The following is an 18,923-nucleotide window of genomic DNA, read 5'->3' on the forward strand; positions in this document are numbered from 1 at the left end:
ACTCCCGCCTTATGTGGGTGTCGGGGCGGTGGGCCAGTCGGGGACGCCTTCGTCGCGCTGCACACCGGTGCTGTTGAGCAAACCGCTCACCATCCGGTAGCAGCCTGCCGCAGCGATGAGATGCACCATTTCGGCTTCGCTGAAGTGTGAAGCCGCCTCGGCCCAGGTGGCGTCGGAAACACAGTCGTCGGAGTAGAGGTCATCGACAACCTGCAGAAGGGCCGCCTCGGACGGCGTCCAGCGGCCCTCGGCAATCGGACGAGTGACCGCGTAGATCTCCTCGTCGGTCATGACCTCCGCGCGGGCGATCAACGTGTGCTGGCCGAACTCGTAGACGGACTGGCAGTTCCAGCCCATGCGCAGCACGGCAATCTCCACATCACGCCGGGACAGGTCGCCCTTGAACAGAATGGTTTGGGCGAATTCGCCGAACGCCTTGGAGATCGGGCGGCTGTGCGCGATGGTCGCAATGACATTGACGGCGTTGGCGAACGAGGACTCCATGACCTCACGGGCCCGTTCGGCCACCTTGGGAATCGGTTCGAGGCGAGGTGAGGTCGGTCGTGGCAAGTGCATCGCAAGGCAGTCCTCTCGTCGGCTCCATGAATGTAGGAGACACCGTCGACGCAAGCTGAAGTGTGAGCCGACACAGCTGGCGCCTGCCGCAGCGCAATCCGATACAGCTTCGGTGTACCGCAGCCTTCCGTGTTTAGGCTGCGAGCATGACCGAGCGAGCCATCTCGACATTCCCCGTGCCCGCAATCGCCGACATTCCCGACGACTTGCGCGAGCGCATGGAGTTGATCCAATCCAAGACCGGCTTCGTGCCCAACGTGTTTCTCGCACTGGCGCACCGGCCGGACGAGATGCGGGCCTTCATGGCGTACCACGACGCGCTGATGGAGGACCCGAGCGGGCTCACCAAGGCAGAGCGGGAGATGATCGTGGTGGCCACCAGCGGCGCCAACGACTGCATGTACTGCGTGGTGGCGCACGGCGCGATCCTGCGCATCCGTGCCAAGGACCCGTTCCTGGCCGATCAGCTCGCCGTGGACCCAGCCAAGGCCGACCTCACCGACCGGCAGCGGGCGATGATCGACTTTGCGCTGAAGATGTGCCGTGAGCCGGCGTCAGCGTCGACGGCCGATCACGAAGAGCTGCGGGCGCACGGTTTCAGCGACGACGACATCTGGGACATCGGCTCCATCACGGCACTGTTCGCCTTGTCGAACCGGATGGCACACCTGACTTCGATGCGACCCAACGACGAGTTCTTCACGATGGGCCGCTGACTGGTTCTGCCCACAGCAGTCGCACTTCGCGGCGGCGATCACCATCCCAGCCACTCCCGGGCGACTGGTAGAACCCGAACCGTGGAGCCCAAAGCGCTGCCGGGTCCTGCCTCGGAGCGCATGTCCAAACAGCGGTCCCGTGACACGGGACCGGAACGGCTGGTCAGGTCAGCGCTGCACCGGCGAGGCTTGCGCTACTTCGTGCATCGGCGGCCATTACCGGAGGTGCGCCGGGAGGCCGACATCGTGTTCCCGCGCCTCCAGGTGGCCATCTTCGTGGACGGCTGCTTCTGGCACGGGTGCCCCGAGCACGGCACCAAACCCCGGCGCAATGCCGAGTACTGGGAGACCAAGATCGCCCGCAACCGAGCCCGCGACGCCGACACCGACGCACGCCTAGAGGCGGCCGGCTGGACGACCTTGCGCGTCTGGGAACACGAAGCGCCCGAAGAAGCAGCCGGCCAGATCGAACAACTCATCCGCGAACGCGCCCGCCGCCTCGCCAGTTCGTAAGAGGCCGCGCGGATAGGTGAGGCTTCACGCTGCGAGACCACTTGTTTTCCGCTCTTGTTCGCTGCGCTCACGGTCCGCTCGGGCCACAGCTTCGCCAATCGGCTCAGCCCCTAAATCGCCGCTCCGAGCTACCAAGCGCCACAAGTGCGCAAGACCGGCACGCCGATTCCCATCGCGGTTGAGCCGATCCGATTTACAGGCACGCCTACAATTGATCCTCAAGAGCAAGACCGAGGTTATGCCGATGCAGAATTTCACTGCTGTTGTCGAGCGTTGCCCCGACACCGGGTTCTTTGTCGGCTACGTCCCGGGGTTTCCGGGTGCGCACTCCCAGGGCGAGACGCTGGAAGAGCTCAACGACAACCTCACCGAGGTCATCGCGATGATCCTCGAGGACGGTGCCCCGGCGATGGCGGGAGAGTTCGTCGGCACACAGGTCGTCGTGGTGGCTTGAACCCCCGTACCATCGGTGCCGATCCTCAAGCCGCGTGAGGTCGTCGCCGTCCTCACGGCACTGGAATTTGAGGAAGTTCGCCAGCGCGGCTCGCACAAGCGATTCCGCCATGCGGACGGACGGTCGACGACCGTGCCAATGCATCGCGGGCGAGACCTTTCCCCAATCTTGCTCCGATCCATCGCGCGAGATGTCGGGATGACGGTGCAGGAGTTCGTGGCGTATCGCCGATAGACACGTCGGGCGCGGGCGCTGCGCTGAAGGTGCAATAGCTGTATTCGACTCCGAGCCAAATGTGCAATACAGCATGTGTAGAATCAGTATTTGAAGCTGTGTGAAATAGGCAATCACACGCGTGCAGAAGCGGTAATCTGCAACCGTGGCTGATTACATTCCTCGGATGGCAGACACCAGAATCGAGTTTCTGGCGGAGTCTCCCGCAGCGCTGTTCATCACAGGTGCACGTGCCACAGGCAAGACAACCACTGCACGCCGCCACGCAGCGACCGTGATTCAGCTGGACAACGCCGATGAGGCCGCCGCGGTACGAGCCGATCCCGACGCCGCCCTGCGCCATCTCCAGCCACCGGTCTTGCTCGATGAGTGGCAAGTAGTCCCCGAGGTGCTTGGCGCCGTCAAACGGGCCGTGGACAGCGACCGCACTCCGGGCCGGTTCATTCTCAGCGGCTCCGTCCGCTCCGCTCGCGATCCCGCCCTGTGGCCCGGCACGGGTCGTTTGCTCTCGGTCGCCATGCATCCGCTGACGGTGCGGGAACACATGGGCACAATCGGTGTCGAGTTCCTTGAGCGCCTGCGAACCAGAGAGGGCATTCGCCTGCCGGCAGACCCACCTGATCTGCGCGGCTACGTAGACATCGCGTTGAAGGGTGGCTTCCCCGAAGCCGTGCTGGAGAGCCAGCCCGCACTCCGTGACGCTTGGCTCGACGGCTACCTCAGCCAGATGTTGAACCGCGACCCGTCGACGTTGGGTGCCTCACCCGATAGCGCTCGTCTCGGTCGCTTCTTCGGGGCATACGCGCTCAACACGGCAGGTCTTGCGACGGATTCCACGCTTAACAGTGCCGCGGCGATCAACCATCGGACTGGCACCGCCTACACCCAAGTGCTCAGCGACCTCGGCGCCATCGCTGAGCTGCCGCAGTGGCACAGCAACCGTCTCACCCGGCTCGTCAAGGGACGCAAGCGCCTAGTGGCAGACACCGGCCTGTGGGCGGCTGCCGTCGGCGTTGACGCCGCGACCGTGATGTCCAGCGGTGACCTGCTCGGGAGGCTCCTAGAGACCTTCGTCATCAACCAGTTGCGAGCCGAGACGGCTCTGACGACGCGCGGCCCACAGCTGTGTCACCTGCGAGTGGCGGACAGTCGCCACGAGATCGACCTGATCGCCGATTTCGGCGCCCGCGGCATCGTCGCCATCGAGATCAAGGCCACGAATGCCCCCGACACCAGTGATGCCCGCCATCTCATGTGGCTCCGAGACGAACTTGGATCCCAGTTCGCAGCAGGCGTCGTCTTCCATGTCGGCCGCCGCAGGTACCACCTGTCAGAGCAGATCGAAGCGATCCCCATCTGCGCCCTGTGGGCCTGATGCCGCGGCGATCCGGCACTCTCACCGCCGGGATGCAAGAGTCGGTAACGAGAACCCCGGAACCGTCAATGCCTGTGACAGCCCCCCAATGAAATCGCTTGGCCCGTCCGCCAGCGGTGAGTACGTTGAGCTCATGCCTCAGATTCGGGTTGATCTCCCTGATGACCTCTACGTCTCGGTCAAGGAGCTCGGCCTCTCGCCCGCCGACCTGCTGCAGACGGCCGTCCAGGACGAGCTTCGTCGGCAGGAGTTGAGCGCAGAGACCGAGAGATATCTCGCTGAACTCATCGACGAGGTCGGAGAACCTTCCAAGGCTGCAATGGAGAAAGCCGAGGCACTTGTGGGTCGTATCCGTACAAGCGGCACTGGCGAGGCCGCAGGTTGACCGTTCTTGTCCTGGACTCGGGCGGATTGAGCCGACTGAGCGAACAGAAGCAGGAGAATGTGGCGCTCATCGCAGTTCTGTCGCGCGACGGGTACTGGCCGCCGGTCGTTCCTTCAGTTGTGCTGGCAGAGTCGATCTCGGGGCGCCAGCACACGGATGCCAACACGAACAGGCTGCTCAAGCGGTGTGACATCGTCACCGACTTTCCCGAGCGGCTAGCTCGCCGAGCGGGAGCCTTGCGCTCGGCCGCCAAGCGAGGCTCTGCGGTCGATGCGGTTGTAGTCGCCATGGCTGAACCCGACGGCGTCGTATTCAGCAGTGACGTCGGTGACCTTGGCGCACTGGCGGTCCATGCCCGAAATGTGCAGGTGCATCGGGCGTAGGCGCAGCGAAGTCAACCTCTGATGTGCCCGGGTCCTCTCGCCACGCCTCCGAGAGGGCCATCGAGGCAAGCTCGCTCCCACAGGCCAGCGCTCAGCGCAGTGAGTCTTGGTAGATGTGCTCGTGGTGCCAATGGAGGTATGCGCTCCGCGGCGGCTCCACACCTGAAGGCACAATCAAGGCTTCCCGCAGGGACTCCCCGAAGTTGTGCTCGACCCCGGTGTCAGCCTCGATGCTTGTTCGCAACCGCCTGGACCGATGTACGCGCAGTCCTCCGTTCACGGTGATCAGTCCCTTGTCAAACGCAGCATCGTGCGTTGGGCACGCCGCTACTCCGTTGCGCGGGTCGCGTCGCTCTCGGTTGCTCGAATCAGCCCACGGCTTGATGTGTGACGCAACGATAAGACGGTTGCCCTGAAGCGATCTCGGGGCCATGCCGCAGAAGCCGCAGGTGTGGTCGAAGCGTCGCAGCACCTCAGTCGCAAATGCCTTGTGGCCGACCCGGGCACGGTGCTGGACAATCCGGGTCGTCTCAGCGGACGACAGATCTTGGTTGTATCGCAGCTTGGCGGCGCGGAGCTGTGCCGCCTCCTGCTCGATCATTTCGTCAAATCGTGAATCTGCCAAGTCCTCAAGGCCGAGCATTGAGTATTCAGTCGCTTGCTCCAGTCGCAAGAAATCGGGCAGTCGTCGGGCACCGATTCCCATGCGGCGCGCCGCCCGCAACGCTGTGCCGTACAGATCCAGGAAACGGACGACGTCGGTGCCCATATTCATGAAGAACTCAACTTCGTACTTCGCTCCGTTGACCCGAGAACCGTTCAGATTCATCATCTTGCTGGTGATCGAACTCGGCCGGCGCTTGAAGAGAGCAGCGAGATCGTGGACGAGCCGCGGCGCGGTATAAATCGTCTGCCCGCCATAGCGGTGCGGGTCTACTACTGGATCGTCGGACAAGAAGAGCCCGTAGCAGAGCACGGTCTCTACGGGCGTGAAGTTGACTTGCCGCTTGCCTGGCGGCGGCATGCGACGCTGCACGATGCTCTGCCACTGCGAGGCCGCCCCAGTTTCGCTGAGGTCCAAGTAGTCGCTCAGCGACGCCACTCGGACACTCTCTCATGCGCGCAGTTCCAGCGGATGACACTCGCAGGGCTCGGCGCAACCTCGTAGCAGCCGGCCATCACGAAACTGTGGCAGCGAACCCAAGATCGCGCCCTCCAGCACCTCGTCGAGATGCTCTGAGCAGGCGAACACGGTGAAGCTCAACCTGCCGCAATCGAGCTTCCAAGAAACGCCGTACAGCGCGCCGTGCCCCTTGGGCGGCAGTGGACACACTTCGCAGTCCCGGTAGCCGAAGTCGACTGACACGACGAGCCGAACCTTGCCTCGTGCTTGTGGAACCTCATCGAATGATGTGCTGAGAGCCATCGATCCTCCTCGGCTGACCCAATGAGGCGATGCTGCCGGCTCGGCATCCCTTAGGGCCGGCAATCACGACTCGATACGAGCGCAATGAGCAGATCGAACAAGGGGTACCTGCGCTGGCTCAGCGGAGTTGTTGTCAGAGGCCGAGGGCGGTGAGGGGGTCGGTGTAGGGGATGTTGAGGGCGGAAGCCACGTTGGGCTCGGTGACGTGGCCTTTGTAGACGTTGAGGCCGGCGCGGAGGTGGGGGTCGCTGCGCAGGGCGTCGAGGCCGTTCTCGGCGATGGCGAGCACCCGTGGCAGGGTGGCGTCGCTGAGTGCTCGGGTTGAGGTCACCGGCACGGCGCCGGGCATGTTGGCGACGCAGTAGTGCACGACACCGTCGCAGACAAAGGTCGGTTTGGCGTGTGTCGTGGGTTTCGACGTCTCGAAGCAGCCGCCCTGATCGATGGCGACATCCACGACCACTGAACCCGGTCGCATCTGGCGGATCATGTCGTCGGTGACGAGCTTGGGCGCCCGAGCGCCGGTCACCAGCACAGCGCCGATCACCAAGTCCGCGTTGAGCACCTCAGTCTCGACCGTCGCCCGGGTAGAGGTGACCGTCACGACCGCAGCGCCAAAGCGCTGCTCGAGGTGATCCAGCGCGGCCGGATCGATGTCGAGCACCCGCACGTCGGCACCCATGCCGATGGCAATCGTGGCCGCGTTCTCGCCGACCACTCCCCCGCCGATGATCACCACACGAGCCGGCGGCACTCCAGGAACGCCACCGATCAGCAGGCCGATGCCGCCATGCGCTGTCTCCAGCGCCCACGCGCCCGCCTGAACTGCGAGCCGGCCGGCAACCCGAGACATCGGCGCCAGCAACGGCAGTCCACCACGCGAGTCCGTGACCGTCTCATAGGCCACGCACGCCGCGCCGGAGTCCACGAGATCGGCCGTCTGCTCAGGATCGGGCGCAAGGTGCAGATAGGCGAAGAGGATCTGACCATCGCCAAGCCGCCTGCGTTCCGACGCCTGAGGCTCCTTGACCTTGACGACGAGCTCCGACTTTTCCCACACCTCGTCACAGGTACCGATGCGAGCGCCCGCGGATTCGTACTCGGCATCGGAAACTCGAATGCCCGCACCGGCGCCGGATTCCACCAGCACCTGATGCTCGTAAAACGCCAGCTCGCGCACAGCGTGGGGCGTCAACCCAACGCGCTGTTCACCCGCCTTGAGTTCGCCGGGCAATCCGATCAGCATGCGGTCACCTCCCAAGCAGGTGTCCAACTTCCGTACGCGCCCAGCAAGCAGGCGCCCCCCATTCGGGCCGAATTGCCCGGGCGAAGTCTACGATTCCGCCGATGGGCACCGGTGACCAGGGCACGAGTCGTGACAACTGGACGTTGCCTGGGCTCGTTCGGGAAGCGGCGGGGTCGCATGGCGCTCGCGAGTTTCTCGCATTCGAGGACGGCCGCACGGTCAGCTTCGCCGAGCTTGACGAGCTGACCGACCGGCTGGCAACTGCACTGGCCGACCTCGGACTCGAACCTGGAGATCGGCTGCTGGCATTGCTCACCAACAGCGCCGAATTCATGCTGTTGATGATCGCCACCCACAAGCGGCGGGCGATCTTCGTACCGGTCAACACCGACCTGCGTGGTGCATTCCTGGAGCATCAGGTACGAAATTCCGGACCTCGGATCGTGGCGGTTGATCACGGCCTGCTGGACCGATTCGACGACGTGGACACCGGGGCGATCGCCTCACTAGGTGCCGACATCGAGACCACGCTGCTGGTCGACGACGGCAGCCACGCCAGCGCCCCGGGCGGAGCGCTGATGGGTACCACGATGCTGGCGGTCAGTGACCTGATCGACACCACGACACGGCCCGACGCAGTGCTGGAAGCCAAGCCCAGCGATGTCTGCACGATCATGTACACGTCAGGCACAACCGGGCCGGCCAAGGGTGTGCTCATGCCGCAGGCGCACTGTTACCTGTTCGGTCTCACGACAGCACAAGCGTTGGAGATCACACCCGAAGACCGCTTCTTTTGCTGCATGCCGATGTTCCACGCGAACGGGCTGTTCATGCAGGTGTACGCCTCGCTGCACGCCGGCGCCTCGGTGTACGTCACCAAACGGTTCAGCGTGGCCCAGTGGCTCGACACCGTCATCGACAACGGCATCACGCTGACGAACGCGCTCGGTGTCATGCCGGAGTTCATCTGGCGCAGCCCCCGAACCGATCGCGACCGGGACCACCAGATGCGCGCCGTCATCGCCCTTCCCGTCGCCGAGGAATGGGCTACCGGGTTCGAGGAACGCTTCGGCGTGCGAATCGTGCAGGGCTACGGGATGACCGAGGTCAACATGGTTGCCCTCACCCGCCCCGCAGACCAGGTGATGTCCGGCTGCGCCGGCCCGCCGCTTGACGAGTACTTCGAAGTGGTGGTCGCCGATCCCGATACGGACCTGCCGCTGCCGCTCGGCGAGACCGGCGAGATCCTCGTGCGGCCCCGCGTGCCGTTCTGCTTCAACGTGGGCTACCACCAGATGCCGGACAAGACCGTCGCAGCGTGGCGCAACCTGTGGTTCCACACCGGCGATGCCGGAAAACTCGACGCCGCCGGACGGCTGCACTTCGTCGACCGACTCAACGACCGCATCCGGCGACGCGGCGAGAACATCTCCAGCTACGAAGTGGAAACAGTCATCAACGGCTACGCCGGTGTCATCGAGAGCGCCGTCGTCGGACTCCGAGTGGAAGGCGCCGGCGGCGAGGATGAAGTGCTGGCCGTGGTGGCCGTCGACGGCCCCGCGCTCGACCCGGTCGAGTTCCTCGACTGGTGCGTTCCGCGCATGCCTCGACACAGCGTGCCTCGCTACCTGCAGTTCGTCGCCGAGCTGGACAAGACAGCTTCAGGCAAGATCCGCAAGCAAGTGATCCGGGACGCCGGCGTCACCGCCGACCTTTGGGACCGCGAAACGGTCGGCTACACCGTGGCCCGCGGCTGAGCGGGCACCGACAACACCGTGGCCCGCGGCTGAGCGGGCACAAACGGCACAGCGGCCCGCGGCTGAGGCGGCGGCTTACAGATCAGGTCGAACCAGAACCCTGCCGGTGGTCTGACGGTTGTGCAGCGCGAGCAAGCCGTCGAGGAGCCCATCGAGGGGCAGCTCCTGGCTGACCAGCGGGTCCAGGGTGCCATCGGCAACCTGGGGCCAGAGCTCGTCGTAACACTCTTCGAGCACCTCGTCCATGCGTCCCCGGTAGCCACCCATGTGCACGCCGACCACCGAGTAGTTCTTGACCAGCAAATGGTTGGCCGGCGCTTGGGGGATCGTGCCGCTGGCGAAGCCCACCACCAACAGCCGGCCTTCCCACGCCACGAGACGGCGCGCTACGTCGAAGTACTTGCCGCCGACCGGGTCGTAGATGATGTCGCAGCCCCGACCACCGGTGGCATCCATCACCGACTGGTAGAGGTCGCCGTTGTCGTAGTCAATGACGGTGTCGGCGCCGAGCTCGCGGCAGGTCTGCACCTTCGCAGCACCGCCCGCGGCCGCGATCACCGTGCATCCCGCAGCTTTGGCCATCTGCACAGCGGCCGAGCCGACGCCGCCCGCGGCCGCCAGCACCAGCACCGTCTCGCCAGCCTGCATCTGTCCCCGCCGGTACAACGAGAACCATGCCGTCCCATAGATGACATTGGCAGCACATGCCGCCGGTATCGAGACGTCGTCGGGCACCCGTCGAGCAGTTGCGCCCTTGATCAGCGCCTCACTGGCGTAACCGCCCCAGCCACCCGCACCAGAGCCGATGACGCGGTCGCCGACCTTCAGGTCACAATCGGGACCAACTGCGACCACTGTGCCCGAAGCTCCCATGCCGGGCGTGAACGGCGGATTCGAACGCTCCTGGTAGGTGCCCTGGCAATGCAGGATGTCAGCGAAGTTCAGGTCGGTGGCCTCCACGGTGATACGCGCCTGGCCGGGCCCAGGGGCGGGCGAGGGATACTCGCCCAGCTCCAGCACGTCCCACGGGTATCCCAGTTCGTTCAGTCGCCACGCTCTCATCGGATCCCCTGTCCTCGGTCGGCTCAACACCTACGGCCCGGCAGCACACCCCCGCCGAACCGGCAGAACCGTACCAACGCGCTGTGACGGTGCGCTGTGCCCCTCACGGCCCACGCCCCGGGTGCGCCATTGCGCGTACGCTCGTAGCGGCCGTCGACGCCAGCAATCGAGGGGGGACGAGATGGCACTCATCGTCGAACAATCGCCAACGACAGACGTGATCCCCGTCCTGGACCTGTCGTCGCTGAACGAGACAGCCCCGGACCCGGCGGCCGTCGCAGCGCTCGCCAGCGACCTGCGACGTGCGCTGACCGACGTGGGGTTCTTCTTCATCGTCAACCATGGCGTGCCATGGGAGATGGTGGAACGGATCTTCGACTCGGCTCGGCAGCTGCACGCACTTCCGCAGCCGACGAAGGACACAATCCCGATGGGGAAGCTGGTCGGCGGCTACCTCGGCATGGGAGGAGGCACCTCATATGCCTCCGACATCGCCGGACCGGTGCGCAAGCCCAACCAGAACGAGGCGTTCTTCTGCCACCGGCACGGGTACCACCGCGGCAACCAGTTCCCGCCGCTCGAGGGATTCGCGGCAAGGTGCGAGGCCTATATCAACCAGGTCATCGCCCTCGGCGCTCGGCTGCTGCCGGTGCTGGCGCAGTCGCTGGACTTGCCGCACGACTGGTTCGTGCCAAACTTCGACTCACCGAGCGTGACGCTGCGCATGTCGCACTACCCGCCGATGGATTACTCGGACGACGAGTGGGGCCTCGCCCCGCACACTGACAGCTCGGTGTTTACGTTCCTTCCGGCGAACGAGGTACCGGGTCTGGAGATCCGGCCCGCCGGCCATGACTGGATCAGGCCGCCGCAGCTCGCTGAGTCGTACCTGGTCAACAGCGGCGACATGCTGAAGCGCTGGACGAATGGCGTGTACCTGTCCACAGCGCACCGGGCTCGCAACCCCACCGACAGTGAGCGGTATGCGGCACCGTTCTTCTACGGCGCCCGGGATGACGCCGTGGTCGCGCCAGTGCCCACGACCGTCAGCGACGAGGCGCCGGCTCGCTGGGAGCCGATCACCTACGGCGACTACCAGCGTTGGTTCCTGAACCGGAACTACGAAAACGTCACGGGCGAGGCCGTCGGCGAGGCACCCAGCTAGACGGCCCGGCGGCCCTGCTGGGCCTCTTTCACAACGTGCGCCACTCCGAAGCGAACTATTCGAGCACGCCGGCGACGGCCAACTCGGTAATGCGATCGGCGTCGTAGCCCAGCAGCTGCTCGAGGACGACGAAGGTGTGCTCGCCGTACGTCGGCCCACCGTGGCTGATGCCGTCGCTGCTTCGTGACATCGCAAATCGGGTGCCTTCAACCCACATCGTGCCGTTCGCGCCATGCGCCACCTCGCGGAAGTGGCGCCGGTGGGCAAGCTGCGGGTCGGCAGCCATCATTGCGGAATCCGCCACTGCGTGCGCCGGAACGCCAGCCGCTTGCAGCTCCGAATGCGCTTCAACAGCGTCGCGCTCCGACGTCCACGCGGTGACGAGCCCGGCGATTTCGTCGGCCCGTTCACGACGCTCTCCGACGCCGAGACCAGCGAGACCCTCCGCGCCGATGACCCCGCACAGTGCCTGCCACTGCTCGTCGCTCTCGCAAGCCACGGCGATCCAGCGATCCTCGCCTGTCGCCGCGAACACCCCATGGGGCGACATCGACGGATGATCGTTGCCAAGCTTGGCCGGCATGCGTTCGTTGACGCTGTAGTCGAGGACCGCCGGCGCCAGAAATTTCATCGACGCTTCGGCTTGGGACATGTCGATGTACTGGCCCTCGCCGGTTCGGTCTCGATGTTCCAGCGCCGCGAGCAAGACCGCGCTCAGGAACTTCGGCGACACATAGTCGGTGTAGGCACCGAACACGCCCGCCGGGTCGCGATCGGGCCAGCCGGTCATCTCGTAGAAGCCCGACAACGACGCGCCCATCGTGCCGAAGCCGGCCAGCGACGACAGCGGACCGCTCTGTCCGAACAGGCAGCTCGACGCCATGATGATGTCGGGCTTGACCTCGCACAGGTCTTGGTAGGACAGGCTCAGTTCCCGCAGGGCGCGGGGCGAGAACGATTCGCACACCACATCGGCCCAACGCACCAGATCCAAGATGAGGTCACGGCTCTCGGGCTTGGAGATGTCGATGGTGATGCCGAGCTTCCCGGCATTCATGTTCTGGTAGAGGCCGCCGTTTTCTGCGCCCGCCTCGTCATTGAGGAACGGCTGGATGGTGCGTGCCGCTTCCACCTTGTGCGAGGACTCGACACGGACCACCGTGGCGCCCCAGTCGGCCAGCACTCGAGTCGAGCCAGGTCCGGCCATCACCCACATGAAGTCCAGGATCTTGACGTCCGCAAGCGGCAGCGCCGGATCGCGGTGGCTCGCCGCGGCAGCGGATACAAGCTCGTCGGACACCAGCTCATGGGACACCGGGGCGACCGCCACCGGTGCAGCGTCGAGTTCTGCGAGCACCTCGGCGGTGTGCTGGCCTAGCGACGGCGGCGGTGTCGAGATGTCGAGCGGCGTCGCGCTGAGCTGAGCCATCGGTCCCGGATAGCGCACCGAGTCGAGCCCCCCGGTGGCAATGTCTCGCCAGAAATCCCGTTCGGCATATTGGGGCGAGTCGACCACCTCGGCGACCGTCGAGATCGGCACGATGAGCAGCCGGTGCTCCAGTGATGCTTCGAGAAGCTCGGCCTTGGTGCGCGTGGCCGTGAAATCGGCCGCGACCTGCTGAATCCGGTCGTACTCGGTGATCGGGATACGCCCGGTGATCACACCCTCAACGAAGTGGATCCAATCAATCTCGAGATCGCTGTCAGCACAGCCGCCTTGAGGGTGCATCCACTCGAACAGCCGCGCCCCGAACGGACCGATGGACTCGCCGAACAAGATCGTCGCCGAGACGAAGCCGTCGGCGGCTGGTGATCGCAAACGGACTCGGAATGGCCCCAGCCGTGCACCGCCGCTCATGCGCAGCAGCTCGGGCGAGTTGTAGAGGTGACACAGCGTCGCGGACTGCGTGGCCTGGGTGACTGCCTGTTGCACGCTCGTGTCGATGTGCTGGCCTTGCCCGGAACGCTTGCGCTCACGCAGGGCGACAAGCGATGCCACCGCCGCTTCCGCCGAGGCGTGCAAGAAGCACTGGTCGAGGGGAATGCGCAGTGGCGCACGATCCTCGTCGCCGACGACGTTGGAGAGCATGCCTGCAGCGGAGACGATCAGGTCGGTCGCAGCCCAGTCGGCCTTGGGGCCGTTCTGGCCGAACGGTGTGATCGACGCGTACACGAGCGCCGGATTGACCGCAGCGAGATCGTCCGGTCCGAGACCTCGGGCCGCCATGGCACCTGGCGCATCGGACTCGATGAGCACGTCGGCGCTCGCTGCGAGTCGTCGCAGACTCTCTTGACCCCCTGGATCGTCGAGATCCAGCACCATGCTGCGCTTGCCCCGGTTGTACGACCAGAACCACAGCGACGACTCGGGATCGCCTTCCCGGCCTTCGACAAACGGCCCGACATTGCGTGCCCGGGAGCCGCCAGGCGGCTCGACCAGGACAACATCCGCGCCCAGGTCGGCCAGCATTCCGCCCGCCAGCTGACCTCGATGATCCGACAGGTCGAGTACTCGGCAGTCCAGCACTGAAGCCCCTTTCCCCCGCTTCGTGGGGTTTCGTCGTGTGCGCGCCGAACCTAGTTGGCCGCTGTAACGGCACCGGCCGTCGGCCGCATCGACCCGGGGCGGGGCTCACCGGCGCAGCACCGCTTGGGCCTCGGCGACGAGGAGCGAGACCGGCGTGGAGACCACGACCGGCCCGACAACTCCGCTGAGGCCCGTGCTGGACGTCCATCGAATCGTCCAGACCGCTTGCACTGCGGCGCGATAACGCCCGCCCGCCGTTGCCGTCGAAGCTCTCTGGAATACGTGGCTGCACAGTGAACGGCTTCCCGGCACCAGCCACGGCGAGCCCGGTCCGGGGCAGGTCACCGGTGGCGAGCCATCGCCGGGCAGCAGCTGCAGGGCGATTGGCGTGGCAACGAGCGTCACGACGACTCCGCCTGCAGCCACGATTCGCACGATCGGGCGCCACTGGAACGCGGGCACCCAGAACCAGGTGTCGATGCCGACCAGCGTTCGAACGCGCGCTGCAGGGGGCGCGAAGCGCGGCACAGGACGAGGCAGTGACAGCGACCGCAGTGCTCGGTTGGTGGCCACGCCCACCTCGCCCCGCCGGTGTTCGGGATCGCGGCTTGTGACCGAGATCTCCAGGTCAGCCAGCACTGGGTCACGGGCGGCGGATTGTTCCGAGATGCCGGTGCCCGAGCCGACGACGGACACAATCGTCGGCTCCCAAGCTCCCGCTGGATGCGCGGTTCCAAGGAGCCCGATTGCAAGGCTCACTGACAATGCACGAAAGACTGTGATGTTTCTCATCAGCACAACGTCGTGCCGTCGCGGCCACCCCGCAAGCGGTTTTCCGCACACCGGCGAACTAGGTTGCGCGACCACGTTTTGGGTCACGTCTACGCCACAACAGGAGGGCCGGGAATATGTCAGCGCATGACACAGACTTCGCATACGAGAGCACGCGCCGAACGGCCGCTGCCATTGCCGCGAAGGAGGTTTCGTCCCGCGAGTTGCTCGACGCAGCGCTGGCCCGAGTGGGTCGGCTGGACGGTCCGGTCAACGCCGTCGTTGCGCTGGATGCCGATCGTGCCCGAGCAGCCGCCGACGCGGCCGATGCCGCCGTCGCGCGCGGCGACGGGCTGGGTCCGCTGCACGGTGTGCCGATCACGATCAAGGACTCGTTCCAGACCGAGGGTCTCGTCACGACGTCCGGAGCGCCCGAGCTGGCCGATTTCGTGCCCGAGCGCGACGCCGATCCCGTCGCTCGCTACAAGGCCGCCGGCGCCGTCGTGTTCGCCAAGACCAACCTGCCGATCTGGGCGGGCGACGCGCAGTCGTACAACAAGGTGTACGGAACCACGGGCAACCCTTACAACATCGAGCACACCCCGGGCGGCTCGTCGGGCGGTTCGGGCGCAGCGCTCGCGGCCGGCTACACGCCGCTGGAACTCGGCTCCGACATCGGCGGCTCCATCCGGATCCCGTCCCACTGGTCGGGCGTGTGCGGGCACAAGCCCAGCTATGGCGTCGTTTCGGCGCTTGGGCAGATTCCGGGCATGCCGGGCACGCTGAGCCAGGCCGACATCGCTGTCGCCGGCCCGATGGCCCGCGACGTGGACGACCTCGAAATGGCGCTCGAGGTGCTCGCCGGACCGGATGCGTGGAACTCCAAGGCCTATTCGCTGGATCTGCCGCCTGCCCGCCATAGCGACATCTCAAGCTTCCGCGTGGCGGTATGGCTGGATGAAGAGTCCTGCCCCATCGACACTCAGTACCGGGATCTGCTGCTGGGCGCGGCGAGCGCTCTCGAGGGCGCGGGCGCGACGGTCGACACGGAGGCTCGACCTGCGTTCACCTTCGACAAAGCAGTCGACACGTTCTTGCACCTGCTGTCCGCGGCCGAAGCCGGCACCTGGACGCTCTCCGAACTCGAAGAGATCGCCTCATCCGACGACGCCCCCGACGGCGATCTCGGCATCTGGTACGCGGCGCTTCGCCACCGCGAGTGGCTGAGCTGGCACGAACGCCGGCTGCAGCAGCGCAAGCGCTGGGAAGAGTTCTTCGCCGACTGGGATGTCGTGCTGCTGCCGGTGACGCCGACAGCCGCTGTCCGACACGACCACAGCCGTCCGGCGACCAAGCGCACGATCGCCGTCAACGGCGAGAGCCGCCCCTATTTCGACATCATCAAGTGGATGGGGCTCACGGGCGTGTCGTGGCTGCCCGCCACGGTGGTGCCGGTCGGCATGGTGCCCGCCGGCGACGGTGACACAGGGGGTGATCTGCCGGTCGGCGTGCAGATCGCAGGCCCGTTCCTCGAGGACCGCACCACACTGGCCGTCGGCCGCTTCTTGCAGCAGGCGCTCGGCGGATTCACCCGCCCCGACGGCTTCTAGCCGGCCGCCGAAGCCAACCCGATCACTGACAAGACGCATCGCACCGCGGACGCTGGTGATTCTCGACGCGCGATGAGTGCTGACACCGAGAAGCTCCACACTGTCGTTCACGACGGCAACGGCCCACCCGCGCTGATCGTGCACGGAGCGCTCGGCAGTCGTTCGTACTGGAACGACAACGTCGCAGCGCTCGCGGAGGTCTGCCAGCCGGTGGTGATCGAGTTGTGGGGCCACGGCCGATCGCCGAGTCCCGCCGACACGAATCGGTACCGGCCCAGCGGCTACGTCGCCGAGTTCGAGCGGATTCGCTGCGAGCTCGGCACCAGCCAGGTCTGGGTGATCGGCCAGTCGATGGGCGCTGCGTGGGTGTTGCACTACGTGCTGGCGAACCCCGAGCGAGTCATCGACGCTGTGCTCACCAACGACACCGAGGAGGGTCGCTTCCAGCGCCTGTTGCCGACGGTGCGGCTGATCCCGGGTGTCGAGATCGCTGATGTGCCGGCCTCGCACGCGGTGAACGCGCAGGATCCGGCAGGCTGGAACTCAGCTACGACGTCGTTCATGCGGCATCACCGTTCGGGAACGTCCCGGACGCACTGAGGGAGACACCAATGGGCACGGGACCGCTAGAGGGCATCACGGTGGTGGACGTCTCCAGCGCCGTCGCGGGAGCGTGGGTGTCGTCGCACCTCGCCGAGATGGGTGCCGATGTCGTGCTTATCGAGAAGGTCGGCACCCCCGATGTGATGCGGCTCACAGGTGCGATCATCGGCGACCAGTCGGGCTGCTGGGTGCAGATGCACCGCAACAAGCGCGGCATGGACCTCGACATTCGCGATCCGCGCGGCCACGAAATCCTGATGCAGCTCGTCGAACGCGCCGACGTGTTCGTGCAGAACTTCCGGCCCGGTGTCGCCGAGCGCTTGCGCATCGCATGGGACGATCTGAGCGAGATCAATCCCGAGCTCGTGTACCTGTCAGTGTCGGGCTTCGGCCCCGACGGTCCGTACGCGCACCGCCCGGTCTATGACCCCATCATCCAGTCGCTGACGGGCATGGCCGAGGCGCAGAACGGCGACTTCGTGAAGGCCGTCGTGGCCGACAAGACCGCGGCCATGACGGGTGCCAACGCAGTGCTCGGCGCGCTCCTCGCCCGAGCGAACGGCGCTGGCGGTCAGCACATCGAGGTGAACCTGCTCGACTCGATGCTGTCGTGGATGTGGCTCGAGGTCTTTTGGAACGAATCCGTCCCCGACGCCCAGCCCACGCCGACCTACAGCGAGTGGTACAGCCCATGGAAGACGGCCGACGGCTGGGTCGCTGCGAACTGGGTCAATATGGGCCAGTACGCCCGCGCCTGCGCCGCGCTCGGCGCCCCGCACCTCGCGGACGACCCCCGTTTCGCCACCCGCGCCGCACGGCTGCAGAACTCCGACGCTCAACGCGAGGAATTTGCGAAGCTGCTCGTCGAGCTCACCACGGCCGAGGCACTCGAAGCACTTGAGGCAGCCGATGTGCCGTGTGCACCTGTGCTGGACCGCAGCGAGATCTTCGACGACCCGCAGGTGCGTCACAACGGCACCATCGTCGAACACGAGCACCCGACCGCGGGCCACATCCGCACCACCCGGTTCCCGGCACGGTTCAGCAAGACGCCCACCCAGCTGGAACGCCTGGCGCCAGGCAAGGGCGAGCACACCGACGAAGTCCTCGCTGAGCTGGGCTGCTCGACCGATGCCATCGCCGCGCTACGCGCCGATGGCATCGTCGCCTGAGCGCCAGAGGCGCGCACACCTGCTGGTGCCTGCCGTCCATCGGTGCGGCAGACGTCGTCAGAGGCGGGCCAAGGCCTCTTGCACCGCAGTGGCAACGAGGCGACCGTCCTGCCAGAAGCGGGCCTCGGCGGTGCCGCGGTTCCCGCCCGCCATCAGCGGCCGCTGCTCGCAGTAGATCCACTCGTCGGCACGAGCTGGCGCGTGAAACCACATGGCGTGATCCAGGCTGACGACCTGCACGCCGTCGTCGAGCCAGGTGCCGCCGTAGGGCACGATCACGTTGTCGGCGAGGCAGTCGTCGCTCATGTAGGCGATGACCGCTTCGTGAACGGCCGGATCGTCGGGCAACCGGCGGGGGGCTCGGAACCAGTAGTCGATGCCGCCGCGTGGCGACGGCCCCGTGGGAGCCCACGGCGCATAGGCAAGGCGATATTCCACCGGCCGGGTCATGTACGACCACTGCTCTCCGAAGATCGGACCCATCTCGGCGATGCACTCCTGAAAGGTCGGCAGCGACTCGGGCGACGCCACGCCTTCGGGCATCGGACACTCGATGTCGACCGGGCCCGCCTCGGGAACATGGAAGGTCGCCATGAGCTCGAAGATGAGTCGGTCGAATTGGTGCGCCTGCGCCCGGCGCGTGCAGAACGCCCGCCCGTCGCGCACGCGGTCGACGGTGTAGTCCACGTCCGCCATGCCGTCGCCGCCCCGCAGGAACACGGCATGTACCGAGTTCATCAGCCGTCCTTCGTCAACGGTGCGCTGTGCCGCCACGACCGCCTGCCCGAGCACATGCCCGCCGTACAGCCCGAAATCGTCGAAACCCGAGCCCTTGCCCCGGAAGGCATCCGATTCGGCATCGCTTCGCTGCAGGTCCAGCAGTTCGAGCAACTCGTCCAATGCCACTGTGATGTCTGTGACGGGGGTGTCTTTCACGGCCTAGTTCCT

20 protein-coding genes are annotated in these 18,923 nt (G+C 65.9%); 12 read left to right on the plus strand and 8 right to left on the minus strand.

What is annotated here, in order from left to right; genetic code table 11:
• Window positions 1-9 precede the first annotated feature (9 nt).
• Complete coding sequence (locus ACQY5K_RS05970; RefSeq protein WP_428120965.1) at window positions 10-576, minus strand: carboxymuconolactone decarboxylase family protein; 567 nt, start codon at window positions 574-576, stop codon at window positions 10-12.
• Window positions 577-722: 146 nt separating this feature from the next.
• Here ACQY5K_RS05970 and ACQY5K_RS05975 point away from each other — a divergent pair, with 146 nt between their 5' ends.
• The 7 genes from ACQY5K_RS05975 (at window position 723) to ACQY5K_RS06005 (ending at window position 4,636) form a co-directional block, all read left to right on the plus strand.
• Window positions 723-1,292: a peroxidase-related enzyme gene (locus ACQY5K_RS05975; RefSeq protein ID WP_428120967.1), complete on the plus strand. Its 570-nt coding sequence runs from the start codon at window positions 723-725 to the stop codon at window positions 1,290-1,292.
• Between the two features lie 120 nt (window positions 1,293-1,412).
• Entirely contained in the window at window positions 1,413-1,805 is a 393-nt protein-coding gene (locus tag ACQY5K_RS05980; protein WP_428122575.1) for a very short patch repair endonuclease, read from the plus strand.
• Window positions 1,806-2,049: 244 nt separating this feature from the next.
• Window positions 2,050-2,259 (plus strand): type II toxin-antitoxin system HicB family antitoxin, encoded by a 210-nt coding sequence (locus ACQY5K_RS05985; protein ID WP_428120969.1) that lies wholly within the window; start codon window positions 2,050-2,052, stop codon window positions 2,257-2,259.
• Between the two features lie 15 nt (window positions 2,260-2,274).
• Window positions 2,275-2,493, plus strand: a complete 219-nt coding sequence (locus tag ACQY5K_RS05990; protein WP_428120972.1) for a type II toxin-antitoxin system HicA family toxin — start codon at window positions 2,275-2,277, stop codon at window positions 2,491-2,493.
• Window positions 2,494-2,659: 166 nt separating this feature from the next.
• A complete protein-coding gene (locus tag ACQY5K_RS05995) occupies window positions 2,660-3,868 on the plus strand; it encodes an ATP-binding protein (RefSeq protein ID WP_428120975.1) in 1,209 nt (402 codons plus the stop codon).
• A 133-nt stretch (window positions 3,869-4,001) separates the two neighbouring features.
• Window positions 4,002-4,253 carry a hypothetical protein gene (locus ACQY5K_RS06000; protein ID WP_428120978.1) on the plus strand — a complete coding sequence of 84 codons (252 nt, stop codon included), beginning with the start codon at window positions 4,002-4,004 and terminating at the stop codon, window positions 4,251-4,253.
• Window positions 4,250-4,636 (plus strand): hypothetical protein, encoded by a 387-nt coding sequence (locus ACQY5K_RS06005; protein WP_428120980.1) that lies wholly within the window; start codon window positions 4,250-4,252, stop codon window positions 4,634-4,636. The genes ACQY5K_RS06000 and ACQY5K_RS06005 overlap by 4 nt, the downstream gene beginning before the upstream one ends.
• A 91-nt stretch (window positions 4,637-4,727) precedes the next feature.
• Here the strand turns inward: ACQY5K_RS06005 and ACQY5K_RS06010 are convergent, their stop codons facing one another.
• The 3 genes from ACQY5K_RS06010 to ald all read right to left on the minus strand — a co-directional run bounded on the left by ACQY5K_RS06010 (window position 4,728) and on the right by ald (window position 7,308).
• On the minus strand, window positions 4,728-5,738 hold the full coding sequence (locus tag ACQY5K_RS06010; protein WP_428120982.1) for an HNH endonuclease: 1,011 nt from the start codon (window positions 5,736-5,738) through the stop codon (window positions 4,728-4,730).
• Window positions 5,739-5,750: 12 nt separating this feature from the next.
• Entirely contained in the window at window positions 5,751-6,062 is a 312-nt protein-coding gene (locus ACQY5K_RS06015; RefSeq protein WP_419922733.1) for a hypothetical protein, read from the minus strand.
• 133 nt (window positions 6,063-6,195) lie between these two features.
• Window positions 6,196-7,308 carry an alanine dehydrogenase gene (gene ald / locus ACQY5K_RS06020; protein WP_428120985.1) on the minus strand — a complete coding sequence of 371 codons (1,113 nt, stop codon included), beginning with the start codon at window positions 7,306-7,308 and terminating at the stop codon, window positions 6,196-6,198.
• 101 nt (window positions 7,309-7,409) lie between these two features.
• Between ald and ACQY5K_RS06025 the strand changes: the two genes are divergently transcribed.
• Window positions 7,410-9,065: an AMP-binding protein gene (locus ACQY5K_RS06025; RefSeq protein WP_428120987.1), complete on the plus strand. Its 1,656-nt coding sequence runs from the start codon at window positions 7,410-7,412 to the stop codon at window positions 9,063-9,065.
• Window positions 9,066-9,140: 75 nt separating this feature from the next.
• Here ACQY5K_RS06025 and ACQY5K_RS06030 read toward each other — a convergent pair whose 3' ends face one another.
• The gene (locus tag ACQY5K_RS06030) at window positions 9,141-10,127 is read right to left on the minus strand and encodes an NADPH:quinone oxidoreductase family protein (protein WP_428120990.1); all 987 of its coding nucleotides are present in this window, start codon (window positions 10,125-10,127) and stop codon (window positions 9,141-9,143) included.
• Window positions 10,128-10,308: 181 nt separating this feature from the next.
• Here ACQY5K_RS06030 and ACQY5K_RS06035 point away from each other — a divergent pair, with 181 nt between their 5' ends.
• Complete coding sequence (locus ACQY5K_RS06035; RefSeq protein ID WP_428120992.1) at window positions 10,309-11,292, plus strand: isopenicillin N synthase family dioxygenase; 984 nt, start codon at window positions 10,309-10,311, stop codon at window positions 11,290-11,292.
• A gap of 55 nt (window positions 11,293-11,347) precedes the next feature.
• Here ACQY5K_RS06035 and ACQY5K_RS06040 read toward each other — a convergent pair whose 3' ends face one another.
• Together ACQY5K_RS06040 and ACQY5K_RS06045 are read right to left on the minus strand one after the other, a co-directional pair.
• Window positions 11,348-13,819, minus strand: coding sequence for a CaiB/BaiF CoA transferase family protein (locus ACQY5K_RS06040; protein ID WP_428120995.1), 2,472 nt, complete (start codon window positions 13,817-13,819; stop codon window positions 11,348-11,350).
• 105 nt (window positions 13,820-13,924) lie between these two features.
• Window positions 13,925-14,611 carry a hypothetical protein gene (locus tag ACQY5K_RS06045; protein WP_428120998.1) on the minus strand — a complete coding sequence of 229 codons (687 nt, stop codon included), beginning with the start codon at window positions 14,609-14,611 and terminating at the stop codon, window positions 13,925-13,927.
• A gap of 116 nt (window positions 14,612-14,727) precedes the next feature.
• Here ACQY5K_RS06045 and ACQY5K_RS06050 point away from each other — a divergent pair, with 116 nt between their 5' ends.
• The 3 genes from ACQY5K_RS06050 to ACQY5K_RS06060 all read left to right on the plus strand — a co-directional run bounded on the left by ACQY5K_RS06050 (window position 14,728) and on the right by ACQY5K_RS06060 (window position 17,975).
• Complete coding sequence (locus ACQY5K_RS06050; RefSeq protein ID WP_428121000.1) at window positions 14,728-16,200, plus strand: amidase; 1,473 nt, start codon at window positions 14,728-14,730, stop codon at window positions 16,198-16,200.
• 72 nt (window positions 16,201-16,272) lie between these two features.
• Window positions 16,273-16,800, plus strand: coding sequence for an alpha/beta fold hydrolase (locus ACQY5K_RS06055; RefSeq protein ID WP_428121003.1), 528 nt, complete (start codon window positions 16,273-16,275; stop codon window positions 16,798-16,800).
• A gap of 11 nt (window positions 16,801-16,811) precedes the next feature.
• On the plus strand, window positions 16,812-17,975 hold the full coding sequence (locus ACQY5K_RS06060) for a CaiB/BaiF CoA transferase family protein (RefSeq protein ID WP_428121006.1): 1,164 nt from the start codon (window positions 16,812-16,814) through the stop codon (window positions 17,973-17,975).
• Between the two features lie 57 nt (window positions 17,976-18,032).
• On the opposite strand, the gene ACQY5K_RS06065 is transcribed toward ACQY5K_RS06060, so the two are convergent.
• Complete coding sequence (locus ACQY5K_RS06065) at window positions 18,033-18,911, minus strand: acyl-CoA thioesterase (protein ID WP_428121008.1); 879 nt, start codon at window positions 18,909-18,911, stop codon at window positions 18,033-18,035.
• Window positions 18,912-18,923: the final 12 nt, after the last annotated feature.

Origin of the sequence: Candidatus Poriferisodalis sp. (assembly GCF_965262965.1) — a bacterium.
GTDB lineage: Bacteria > Actinomycetota > Acidimicrobiia > Acidimicrobiales > Poriferisodalaceae > Poriferisodalis.